Genomic DNA, 11,745 nt, shown 5'->3' on the forward strand with positions numbered 1-11,745 from the left:
GAGGATGGTCGTCATGGATCCCGAACTCGAAGCATTCATCCCGTTCCTCCCGTCCCTCGACCTGAACGACCCGGTCACCGCGCGCAAGATGATCGCCGAGCGCGCCGCCGCGGTGCCGACACCGGACACCTCGGCCATGGAGGTCGAGGACCGCACGGTGCCCGCCGATCCGGACGTGCCGGTGCGGATCTACCGCCCGCACCAGGCACAGGGCGCCATCGTCTGGATGCACGGTGGCGCGGGCGTCTTCGGTGACCTGGACACCGAACACCCGTGGGCCACCCGGATCGCGGACCTCTCCGGGGCGGTGGTGATCTCGGTGGGCTACCGCCTGGCGCCCGAGCACCCGTTCCCGGCCGCGTTCGACGACGCCTACGCCGTACTGGAGTGGACGGCCGAGCACGCGGCCGAACTCGGCGTCGACCCGGACCGGATCGCGGTCGGCGGCCACAGCGCCGGCGCGGGGATCGCGGCCGCGACGGCGCTGCGGGCGCGTGACCAGCAGGGGCCGCCGATCTGCTTCCAGCTGCTCAACGAGCCCGGGCTCGACGACCGGCAGGAGACGTGGTCGGCACGGAACTTCACCGACACGCCCTGGATGACCCGCGACACGATCGCCGCATCGTGGCGGCACTACCTGGGTTCCCGGCCCGCCACTGCGTACGCCGCCCCGGCCCGGGCCACCGATCTGTCCGGTCTGCCTCCCGCCTACATCGCCACCGCCGAGTTCTGCCCGAACCGCGACGAGGACATCACCTACGCGCTGCGGCTGCTCCAGGCGGGCGTGTCCGTCGAGCTGCACCAGTGGGCCGGCACCTTCCACGGATCGCAGGCGATCCTCTCCGCCGACGTCTCGCAGCGGCAGATCGCCGGCCTCACCACCGCCCTGCGCCGCGCCCTGAGCGACTGAACTCATGGATCACGAAAGGACGAACGCGTTGAAGTTCCGACTGATGGTGTGTGGAAGCGTGGCCGCGCTGAGTGTCGGTGCGGGCACGGTGGCGGCGGTTCCCGTGCCCGACGGGGCAAGGGCCGTGGTGCCGGCCGCCGGCACCAGCCCGGCTGCCGGATTCGATCCCGCGGACTTGAAGTCCGCCCTGGACGGTGTCCACCGCGCGGGGATACCGGGGGTGTACGCCGAGGTGCGCGATGCCGGCCGGACCTGGCGCGGCGCTTCCGGGGTCGCCGACGTCACGACCGGCCGCCCCGTCACGCCCGACATGCGGCACCGCGTCGGCAGCATCACCAAGACCTTCACCGCCGCCGCGATCATGCAGCAGGTCGAGCAGGGCCGGATCCGGCTCGACGCGCCGATAGGCGACTATCTGCCGCGAACGGTGCCCGGAGAGCGCGGCAGGAAGATCACGGTCCGGATGCTGCTCAACCACACCAGCGGCATCCCCGATTACATCCGCTACGCGTTCCCTTCCCTGCCGGACTCGCCCAAGAGCCTGGACGACAACCGGTTCAGGCAGTTCCGCCCGGCCGAGCTGATCGAGCTGGGCCTCGCGGCACCGCCCGCCGCCGAGCCCGGAGCCGTACCGGGGGTGTACTCCAACACCAACACCCTCCTCCTCGGCCAACTCCTGGAGCACGTGACCGGGACCACGGCCGAGCGGTACATCACCCGGAACGTCATCGAGCGCGCCGGACTTCGGCACACCGGGTTCCCGGACGGGCCGTACATCAAGGGACCGCACGCGCGGATGTACGAGGCGCTGCACGGTGTGATCGACCCGCCGCGCGACTACAGCGTCTACAACATGTCCTGGGTGGGGCCGGGGGCCGCTCTCGTGTCGACCATGGAGGACCTCAACCGCTTCTACGGCAAGCTGCTCGCCGGCGAGATCGTCGACGGGTCGTCGCTGGCGCAGATGCAGCGCACGGTCCCGGTCCGCGCCCTGGACGGATCGACGATCGAGTACGGCCTCGGTCTGCACAGGGTCGACATGGAGGGTTGCGGCACCTTCTGGGGCCACGACGGATCGGCCTGGGGAGCCGGAACGATGTCCCTGACCCGGGCCGACGGCCGGCGCCGGATGTCGGTCGCGGTCAACCTCCAGAGGTGGAACAGGCCGGACTCCGCGGGGAATCCGCAGCACCACCCCATCGACGACGCGCTGACGACGCTGTACCGGCGAGCGATGTGCGGCAGTTGAGCGTCGAACGGGCCCCCGCCAGATGGTCGGGGGCCCGGTCGACCTGCTCTTCGTAGCCGGTGTTACGCCGGCACGGACGGTTCCCGGCGGCTGTCGGACCACGCCGACCAGAGTGCGGCGTAGCGGCCGCCCGCCGCGACGAGTTCGTCGTGGGTGCCCGTCTCGACGACGCGGCCCCGGTCTAGGACGACGATGCGGTCCGCGGTCGCCGCCTGGGGGAGGCGGTGGGCGACCATCAGGCCCGTACGACCCTCCAGGGCGCGCAGGGCGGCCGTCTCCAGCACGCGCGCGCCCGCGCTGCCGGCGTCGGCGGTGGCCTCGTCGAGGATCGCGATCGGCGGGTCGGTGAGGACGAGCCGGGCGAGGGCCAGGTGCTGGGCCTGGGTCACCGTGAGGCGATGGCCGCCCTCGCCCACGACCGTGGCCAGGCCGTCGGGCAGCGCGTCGACCCAGGCCAGGGCGTCGACATGGGCCAGCGCCGCGCGCAGCTCCTCGTCGGTCGCCTCGGGGCGGGCCAGTCGCAGGTCCTCGGACAGCGGGCCGGCGAAGACGTGGACCTCCTGGCTGATGAGGGTGACCGCCTGCCGGACTCCCGCCGGGCCCAGCTCTCGGGAGTCCACACCGCCCAGGGAGATCGCCCCGGTCGTCGCCTCGTGGACGCCCGCGATGAGCTTCGCCAGGGTGGTCTTGCCCGCGCCGCTGGCGCCGACCAGGGCGACCCGTTCGCCGTCCCGCACCTCCAGGTCCACCGCGGAGAGCACCGGGTGGCCGTCCACGTACGCGTGGCCGAGGTCCGACACCTTGACGGAGCCGTCCACCGGTGCGACGGCCCGCCCGTCGGACTCCCGTTCGGCCGGGAGGCTCGACACGCCGACGAGACGGGCGAGGCTCGCCCCGGCGGACTGGGCGTCGTCGATGAGGAAGAGCGCGGCGTTGATCGGGTTGAACAGGCCGTGGAAGTAGAGCGCGGCCGCGGTCGCCGTACCGATGCTCACCGAACCGTTGTCGACCAGCAGGAATCCGGTGAGGAGGATCGACGTCATGCCGATGAACTCGGCGATGTTCAGGCGGGAGAAGAAGCCCGAGATGAGGCGCATGCCACGCGCCGCCAGGTCCGCGGCCGTCTGCGACCGCTGCTCGACCAGCTCCGTGTGCCGGCCGCCCAGACGGAACGCCCGGACCGTACGGACGCCGCCGACGCTGTCGAGCAGCTGGTGCTGCAGGGCGCCGGTCGCCACGCGGTGTTCGGCGTAGATGCTCGCCGCTCGCGGGATGTACCAGCGGACCGTGAGGACGTGGACCGGGACGGCCACCAGCACGGCGGGCAGGAAGCGCCAGTCGAGGACGGTGAGACCCGCCAGCGTCAGCACGATGGTGAGGAAGGCGCCGGCGAACTCGGGAAGGGCCTGCCGTACCGCCTTCGCGATCAGGGTGACGTCACCCGTCACCCGCGAGGTCAGGTCGCCCGAACCGGCCTGCTCGACGCGTTCGAGCGGCAGCCGCAGCGCCCGCGCGATGAACCGCTCCCTCAGGTCCGCGAGGACCGTCTCGCCGAGCCGGGCCACGAGGGACTTGCCTATGGCGGTCGCGACGCCCCGGGCGACGGCCACCGCCAGGAGGAGCAGCATGGGCACGGTCAGCGCGCCGGCGCCGGCCCTGTCCACGACCAGGTCCACGATGCGGCCGAGCAGTGGCGCGGTCAGCAGCCCGATGGCCGTACCGACGACCAGAACGGTCACCGCGGCCACCGCGAGCAGCCGGTGACGGCGCAGCAGCCCTCGGACGACGGTGAGGGTCTGGGCGCCCGTGGCGGTGGGCAGGAGCTCGCGTTCGGGCGCGGCGGGTGCGCTCATCGTCCGTCCTTCGTCCTTCGCGTCTCGGTCCTGCGGGGTCGGGCCCTGCGCGTCCGGGCCCTGCGGGTCTCTGTCCTGACCGCTCGTCATGCCAGCACCGCCGAGCGGTACGCCTCGTGGGCGGCGGCCAGCTCCGGGTGGCTGCCCTCGGCGGTCACACGGCCGTCGTCGAGCATGACCACGACGTCGGTCCCGGCGAGCAGGGCGGGGCTGGTGGTGACCAGGACCGTAGTGCGGCCCCGGCGAAGGTCGCGCAGCCGGGCGGCGATGCGGGCCTCGGTGACCGTGTCGACGGCCGTGGTCGGGTCGTGCACGACGAGGACCGGCGGATCGGCGGCCAGGGCCCGGGCGAGGGCCACGCGCTGGCGCTGGCCGCCGGAGAGCGACCGGCCCCGTTCGGTGAGGACGGTGTCCACCCCCTCCGGCAGGGCCTGGGCGACATCGTCCGCGGCCGAGGCGGCCAGCGCCGGAGCCACGTCCGCCCCGTCGGCGTCCGCGCCTGCCCGTACGTTGGCGAGGAGGCTGTCCTCGAACAGGTCGGCGTCGTGGTGGGCGACCAGGATCGCGCGGCGGGAGTCGCCGGGGGCGAGCTCGGTGAGCGGTACGCCGTCGAGCTCGACGGTGCCTTCGGCGGGGTCGAGTTCGCGGCCCAGGCACAGCAGCAGGTCGTTCGCGGCGCCCACGTCGCGGGCGACGACACCGACGAGGCTGCCGGGGGCGATGTCGAGATCGACACCGCGCAGCGCGCCCTGGGTGACGCCCCGGAGCCGCAGCCGCCCGACGACCGGGTCGGGAAGCGTCGCCGTGCCGGCCGCGACGGCGGGAGGCGAGGCGAGGACCTCGGCGATCCGGTCGGCCGAGGCACGCCCCTGGGCGAACTCGCCGTTGACGTAGGTGAGGAGCTGGAACGGGCCGAGGAGGTACTGGGCGAGGCCGACCGCCGCGACCAGCTCACCCGCGCTGATGCTGCCGCGCATCGCCAGGTGGGCGCCCACGAGCCCGATGGCCGCGATGAAGATGCCCGTCAGGGCGAGGATCGCGCCGTCGTGCCAGGCCCGGCTGGCCGCGGCCCGCAGGGCGGAGGCCAGCGAGCTCCGGCTCGTCTCACGGTACCGGGAGACCGCCGCCGCCTCGGCGCCGATGCCCTTCAGCACCCGCAGGCCCGCGACGAGGTCGGCGGCGACTCCGGACGCGTGTGCGGCGTGCTCCTGCTCGGCCTCGCTGCGCCGTTCGAGCGGGCGGCTGATGACATGGCCGAGCCACAGCAGGGGCGGGACGCCGAGGAGGACGAGCAGGCCGAGCGGTACGGAGATCCGGAGCAGGGCGACCGCGCTGATCGCCAGGCCGGCGACCGCGGAGAGCGCGTACGGCAGTGCGGAGGCGACCGATCCGACGCGTCGGGCGTCGCCGGTCGCGACGGCGGTCAGCGCGCCGGGCAGCCGTCCCGCGTCGGCGCCGCCGCGCGGGTCGAGCACCCGGGCGGCGAGGTCCTGCCGGATCCGGTGCGCGGCGCTTTCGGCGGCCCCCTCGGTGAGCCGTGCGGAGTTCCGGTAGCACGTGGACAGCACGAGGAAGAGGCCCGCGAGCACCAGCAGCCACCGCAACAGGGCGCCGGAGGAACCGGTCGCCACCGCCTCGTCGATGACCAGTCCGATGACGACCGGGACGAGAGCCTCGCACGCCTGGTGCGCCATGCCGAGGACGGAAGCCACGGTGATACGGCGGCGTTGATCGGCGAGCGCTCTCCGGAGGACAAGGCCCCCCGTTGGTCCTCCAGCGGGCATGCGGCGCCTCCACAAGAACAGGGCTGGATAGTTAGGTAAGGCTACCTTAAACACAGTTGGCGCCAAGGGTGTGCGCGGTCCCTCCCTCCCTTCCGGCTCGGGGGTGTCGACGTGTGCCGCGCACCCGCGTTGACCTCTGCTCGGCGCTGCGGTTAGGCTCACCTAAGTTTCAACGTGTGTGCGTCAAGTCGCTCGCTGTACACCCGTGTTCCACGCCTCGCGCTCCTCGCGGGGCGCTCGAACCGCCGCCAGGGGGAGTGGTCGTTGTCCGTCGAAACCCAGGCGGCGTCCGGAAGCGAGACCAGTGGCCCCGCCGAGCCCGTCGTGCCCGCGGCACGTCCGGCCGCGGTGGCGCTGCGTGGCCTCGGACTTCTCGTGACGCTGTGCGCGCTGGTCCTCGTCTCGCTGGTCAGCGTCTGGGTGGGCACCAGAGGAATCCCGTTCGCCTCGACATGGCACCTCCTGTGGGCACCTGACGGCTCGGAAGCCTCGATCATCGTCCACGACTACCGCATCCCCCGTACCCTCCTCGGCCTGCTCGTCGGGATGGCCCTCGGACTGTCCGGCGCCCTGATGCAGGCCCTCACCCGCAATCCGCTCGCCGACCCCGGACTGCTCGGCGTGAACCTGGGGGCATCGGCGGGCGTCGTCGTCGCCATCGCCTTCCTGGGCGTGGCAGCCCCGCTCGGCTATGTGTGGTTCGCCCTCGCCGGGGCCGCCGCCGCGTCGGTGGGCGTCTATCTCCTCGGCTCCTCCGGGCGGAAACTGGCCACCCCCGACCGGCTCGTCGTCGCGGGAGCGGCCGTGACCGCCGTGCTGTACGCCTTCAACTGGGGTGTGCTGCTGTTCGATCCGGAGGCGTTCGACCAGTTCCGCTACTGGACCGTGGGCTCGCTCGCGGGCCGGTACTACGACATCGTGCTCCTCGTCCTGCCGTTCGTCGTCGTCGGTCTGATCGTGGCGTTCCTGCTGGCCCCCTCGCTCAACGCCCTGGCCATGGGCGACCAGATGGGGCGCTCCCTCGGCGTCAACGTCGGCCGGACCCGCGTCCTGGCGGCCCTCGCCGTGATGCTGCTGTGCGGAGCGGCCACCGCCGCCGCCGGTCCGATCAGCTTCGTCGGCCTGGCCGTTCCGCACGTCGCCCGGTTCGTCTCCGGAGCGGACCAGCGCTGGGTGTTCGCGTACTCGATGCTGCTCGCACCGGTCCTGCTCATCGGCTCGGACGTCCTGGGCCGTGTGCTCGGCGCTCCGGGCGAGGTGCAGGTCGGCATCGTCACCGCCGTCATCGGCGCGCCCTTGTTCATCGCGCTGTGCCGCCGTCGAAAGCTGGTCATGCTGTGAGCGCCGTACGGGAGGACAAGACCTCCGTGCCCGGTTCCACGCCCCACCGCGACCCTCGGGTCGTCAGCGGCCGGGTCGTCCGCGCCGGAAAGGGCGGTGTCTCGCTGCGCGTGCAGGGCCGCACCGTCGCCGTGACCGCCCTGCTGCTCGTCTCGCTCGTCGTCGTCATGGGCATCACCCTGACCACCGGGGACTTCCCGCTCACCGTCGGCGAGGTCCTCTCGGCCCTGACCGGAAACGACTCCGGTGCCGCCGACTTCGTCGTCAACACCCTGCGCATGCCGCGCATCCTGACCGCGGTGTTCGTCGGCGCGGCTCTCGCCGTGAGCGGGGCGATCCTGCAGAGCCTCACCCGCAACTCCCTCGGCAGCCCCGACGTCATCGGCTTCACCAACGGCTCGGCCGTGGGCGCGCTCTTCGTCATCATCGTGCTGCACGGCAGCATGACCCGGATCGCGCTCGGCGCGCTGATCGGCGGCCTCGCCACGGCCCTCGTCATCCACCTCCTCATGATCGGCCGGGGGTTGCAGGGCTTCCGGCTGGTCGTCATCGGCATCGGCGTCAGCTCCCTGCTGCTGGCCGCCAACTCGTACCTGATCACCCGGGCGACCTTCCAGGAGGCCCAGGAGGCCCAGGCGTGGCTGATCGGCAGTCTCGGGAACCGGCTGTGGATGCACGCCAACGCCATCGGTCTCGCCGTCGCCGTCCTGCTGCCGCCGGCGTTGCTCCTCTCCCGGCGGCTCGCCATGGTGGAGATGGGCGACATCACCGCCATGGCGCTCGGCGTCGACGTCACGCGCACCCGCACCGTGCTCCTCGTCATCAGCGTCGCCCTGGCCGCGTTCGCCACCGCCGTCACCGGCCCCATCTGGTTCATCGCCCTGGCCGCCCCTCAGGTGGTCCGCAGACTCACCGGGTCCTCCGGGCCCGCGCTCCTGCCGTCCGCCCTCATGGGCGCCCTCCTGCTCGCCCTCAGCGACCTCGTCGTGCAGCGGGTCTTCGCACCCGCGCTCCTCCCGGTGGGCACGGCGACCGGCGCCATCGGCGGGCTGTACCTCATCTGGCTGCTGATCACCGAGTCGCGAAAGAGCCGCGCATGACTGGAACGAACGCCCCTCAGCCCCGGCTGCGCGCCGAGGACCTCACCCTGGCCTACGACCAGCGGACGGTGGCCACGTCCCTGAGCGTCGACATCCCCGACCACTCCTTCACGGTGATCATCGGGCCGAACGCCTGCGGCAAGTCGACCCTGCTCACGGCGCTCGCCCGGATGCTCAGGCCCAAGGCCGGGCAGGTCTACCTCGACGGCGCGGCCATCGCCTCGTACCGCTCCCGTGAGGTCGCCCGCCGGCTGGGCCTGCTCCCGCAGTCCTCCAGCGCGCCCGGCGGCATCACGGTCGGCGACCTCGTGGCGCGCGGCCGGTACCCGCACCAGCGGTTGCTCAAGCAGTGGTCCGCCGAGGACGAGACCGCCGTCGTCGAGGCGATGCGGCAGACCGGCGTACTGGAACTCGCCGACAGGCCCGTGGACGACCTCTCCGGCGGCCAGCGGCAGCGCGTCTGGCTCTCCATGGTGCTGGCCCAGCAGACCTCCATCCTGCTGCTCGACGAGCCGACCACCTTCCTCGACATCGCCCACCAGGTCGAGGTGCTCGACCTGTGCGCCGAGCTGCACGCCCGCAAGGGCCACACCGTGGTGGCGGTCCTGCACGACCTCAACCAGGCCTGCCGCTACGCCAGCCACCTCATCGTGATGCGGCCCGGCGGAGTCATCGCCGCCCAGGGCGACCCGGCCACCGTCATGACCGCCGAACTCGTCGAGGACGTGTTCGGCCTGCCCTGCCGGATCATCGACGACCCCGAGACCGGCACCCCGCTGATGGTTCCGGCCGCGCCGAGGCGGTTCGAGCCGGACGCGGCCCACCCGACGGACGCGACGGCCTGTGTGGGCGAGACCGACGACGCCGTGCTGGCCGAAACCTCCTGAAACCCCCTAGGACGGACTGCCCATGATGCTGTGCACGAGGCTGACGAACGCGCGCATCCTCACCATGGATCCGGACCACCCCGTCGCCCACGACCTGGGCATCTGGCGGGGGAGGATCGTGGGCCTGGACGAGGCAGTGACCTCGCTGCCCGCCCGCGAGGTCATCGACCTCCAGGGCGCCACCGTCCTGCCCGGGTTCATCGACAGCCACGTCCACCTGGCGTGGACCGGGCTCAAGGCGAGCTCCCCGAGCATCGCCGGACTCGATCGTGTCGAGGACGTCCTCGCCACCGTGGAGGCGGCCGCCTCCCGCAGGAGCGCCCCCGGCGCCTGGGTGAGCATCGGCGGCTACGACCAGCGGGCCCTCGGCCGGCACCTGACCGCCACCGAACTCGACCGGGTCAGCAACGGCCGCCGGGTGTTCGTGATGCACCAGTCCGGCCACGCCTGCGTGGTCAACAGCGCTGTGCTCGAGCTGCTGCCGGCCGACGTCCCGCACGAGGACGGCGTCCTCGTGGAGAGCGCGATGGGAGCCGTACGGCGCCTGCGCCTGCCGTACGCGCAGGAGGAGCTCGCCGACGCCATCGAGTACGCGGCACGTGAGTGCCTCGCGGAAGGCGTCACGGCCTGCGCGGAGGCCGGCATCGGCGGAGGCCTGCTGGGCCACAGCCCGGTCGAGCTCGGCGCCTACCAACTCCTGCGCGACCAGGGCCGCCTGCCCCTGCGGATCCAGCTCATGCCGGGCGGCGACACCCTGCGGCCGATCGGCGCGCACGAGCACGACGGCATCCCGCGCGCGCTCGACCTCGGCCTGCGCACGGGGTTCGGTGACGACTGGCTGTCCGTCGGCGCGCTCAAGATCTACACCGACGGCGGCATGATGGCCCGTACGGCCGCCCTCACGGCCCCGTACGAGGGCATGGACCACACGGGCCAGCTCCAGGACGACCCCGAGCGGCTCACCTCCCTCATCGTCGACGGCCACCTGGCCGGCTGGCAGCTCGCCGTCCACGCGATCGGCGACCGGGCCGCGGACCTCGCCCTCGACGCCCTGGAGAAGGCCCACAGGCTGCGGCCCCGCACCGACGCGCGCCACCGCATCGAACACGCCGGGCTGATCCGGCCCGACCAGCTGCCCCGCCTCGCCCGGCTCGGCCTGAGCGCCGTGATCCAGCCCAACTTCCTCCGCTACTTCGGTGACGACTACGCGACGATCATGGGAACGGAGCGCGCGCCCTGGATGTACCGAGGCCGGGCCTTCCTCGACCACGGCGTCACGCTCGTCGGCAGCTCCGACCGGCCCGTCGCCGACGGATCGCCGCTGCGGGCCGTCCAGTTCATGGTCGAACGGGCCTCCCTCTCGGGGCAGCTCATCGGGCCCGACGAGGCGATCACCGTCGACGAGGCGCTGCGCGCCTACACGGTCGCCGGGGCGTACGCGTGCCGCTGGGACGGCAGCGCGGGTAGCCTGACCCCGGGCAAGCGCGCCGACTTCGTCGTCCTGGGCGACGACCCGCGTCGCGTGGATCCGTCCACGATCGGCGACATCGAGGTCGTCGCGACCTTCGTGGACGGACGTGAGGCGACGGAGGGACGGAAGCTGTGAGTGGGCCGACGGACCCCCTGGACCATCTCTCCGCCCTGTGGCAGGCTCCCGCGGTTCCGCCGCGCTGGGTCGTCTGGCGCGCGAGCGAGGGCGAGGTCGTCGTGTTCGACCGGGAGTTCAACATCCCCGTCGACGTGGGCGGCGCGGCCCTGGAGGAGGTCGTCCGCCGCATGCGGGAGGCGGGGGCGCCCGAGAGCGACGACTACCCCGGCCGGCCGTGCTGACGGGGTCGACCCCGGCCCGCCTGGGTGGGGACCCGCTGCCGGGGCCCTGGCGGGGCGGCCACGCACCCCGCCTGTGGGTCGTGCGCGTGAGCGAGTACGTGCCCCGGGCCGAAGAGCTGCACGCGGTGCTCGACGACGGTGAACGGGCCCGCCTCGGCGGCTTCGTCCAGGCCGTCGACCGCGACCGCTACCGGGTCGCCCATGTCGCGCTCCGGCAACTGCTCGGCGCGTATCTGGAACAGGACCCGGCGGACGTGCGTCTGGTCCGCGAGCCGTGCCCCGGGTGCGGCGGCCCGCACGGCCGCCCTGCCGTGGCCGCGAGCGGGCCCGTGCCGCTCCATTTCTCCCTCTCGCACTCCGGCGACGCCGTCCTCTTCGGCTTCGCGGACAGCGAGGTGGGCGTCGACATCGAGGAGTGGCCCACCCCGGAGGCGGCCGCCGAAGTGGGTGACGTGCTCCACCGGGACGAGCGCGCCGAGCTGGCGGCCCTGCCGCCGTCGGCCCGCCCCGCTGCCACGGGACGCTGCTGGGCCCGCAAGGAGGCGTACCTCAAGGGCCTGGGGATCGGACTCGGTGAGGACCCGTCCGTCACCTACGTGGGGACGGGGACCACTCCGGCAGCCGTTCCCGGTTGGTCGGTGATCGACGTGCCGGTCCTTCCGGGTTACACGGCGGCTTGTGCCACTCGTACGGTCGGCCGATGAGTCGACTTGGTCATCAACTAAGCGAAGGCTAACCTTAGTTGGACCGTTCCACCGGGTCACGCGGCGATCCGACCGCCCCTTCGCGCA

Annotated in this window: 10 protein-coding genes; 8 read left to right on the forward strand and 2 right to left on the reverse strand. The window is 72.8% G+C overall.

Going from position 1 to position 11,745, the window contains the following annotated elements; all coding sequences use genetic code 11:
• Positions 1–13: 13 nt before the first annotated feature.
• Positions 14–910, forward strand: coding sequence for an alpha/beta hydrolase (locus tag ACFV9D_RS30065; protein WP_385153044.1), 897 nt, complete (start codon positions 14–16; stop codon positions 908–910).
• A gap of 58 nt (positions 911–968) precedes the next feature.
• Positions 969–2,159 carry a serine hydrolase domain-containing protein gene (locus ACFV9D_RS30070; protein ID WP_385153047.1) on the forward strand — a complete coding sequence of 397 codons (1,191 nt, stop codon included), beginning with the start codon at positions 969–971 and terminating at the stop codon, positions 2,157–2,159.
• A gap of 62 nt (positions 2,160–2,221) precedes the next feature.
• On the opposite strand, the gene ACFV9D_RS30075 is transcribed toward ACFV9D_RS30070, so the two are convergent.
• A complete protein-coding gene (locus ACFV9D_RS30075) occupies positions 2,222–4,012 on the reverse strand; it encodes an ABC transporter ATP-binding protein (RefSeq protein WP_385153050.1) in 1,791 nt (596 codons plus the stop codon).
• Between the two features lie 86 nt (positions 4,013–4,098).
• The gene (locus ACFV9D_RS30080) at positions 4,099–5,796 is read right to left on the reverse strand and encodes an ABC transporter ATP-binding protein (RefSeq protein WP_385153053.1); all 1,698 of its coding nucleotides are present in this window, start codon (positions 5,794–5,796) and stop codon (positions 4,099–4,101) included.
• A gap of 264 nt (positions 5,797–6,060) precedes the next feature.
• Between ACFV9D_RS30080 and ACFV9D_RS30085 the strand changes: the two genes are divergently transcribed.
• The 6 genes from ACFV9D_RS30085 (at position 6,061) to ACFV9D_RS30110 (ending at position 11,658) form a co-directional block, all read left to right on the forward strand.
• On the forward strand, positions 6,061–7,137 hold the full coding sequence (locus ACFV9D_RS30085) for a FecCD family ABC transporter permease (RefSeq protein ID WP_385153057.1): 1,077 nt from the start codon (positions 6,061–6,063) through the stop codon (positions 7,135–7,137).
• The gene (locus ACFV9D_RS30090; protein ID WP_385153060.1) at positions 7,134–8,237 is read left to right on the forward strand and encodes a FecCD family ABC transporter permease; all 1,104 of its coding nucleotides are present in this window, start codon (positions 7,134–7,136) and stop codon (positions 8,235–8,237) included. Before ACFV9D_RS30085 ends, ACFV9D_RS30090 begins: the two co-directional genes overlap by 4 nt.
• Complete coding sequence (locus ACFV9D_RS30095) at positions 8,234–9,124, forward strand: ABC transporter ATP-binding protein (RefSeq protein ID WP_385153063.1); 891 nt, start codon at positions 8,234–8,236, stop codon at positions 9,122–9,124. Before ACFV9D_RS30090 ends, ACFV9D_RS30095 begins: the two co-directional genes overlap by 4 nt.
• Before the next feature lie 25 nt (positions 9,125–9,149).
• Positions 9,150–10,730, forward strand: coding sequence for an amidohydrolase (locus ACFV9D_RS30100; RefSeq protein WP_385153113.1), 1,581 nt, complete (start codon positions 9,150–9,152; stop codon positions 10,728–10,730).
• Positions 10,727–10,954, forward strand: a complete 228-nt coding sequence (locus tag ACFV9D_RS30105; RefSeq protein WP_385153065.1) for a hypothetical protein — start codon at positions 10,727–10,729, stop codon at positions 10,952–10,954. The genes ACFV9D_RS30100 and ACFV9D_RS30105 overlap by 4 nt, the downstream gene beginning before the upstream one ends.
• 86 nt (positions 10,955–11,040) lie before the next feature.
• Complete coding sequence (locus tag ACFV9D_RS30110) at positions 11,041–11,658, forward strand: 4'-phosphopantetheinyl transferase family protein (RefSeq protein ID WP_385153068.1); 618 nt, start codon at positions 11,041–11,043, stop codon at positions 11,656–11,658.
• Positions 11,659–11,745 lie beyond the last annotated feature (87 nt).

Origin of the sequence: Streptomyces sp. NPDC059875 (genome assembly GCF_042731085.1) — a bacterium.
In the GTDB taxonomy this organism is placed as follows: domain Bacteria; phylum Actinomycetota; class Actinomycetes; order Streptomycetales; family Streptomycetaceae; genus Streptomyces.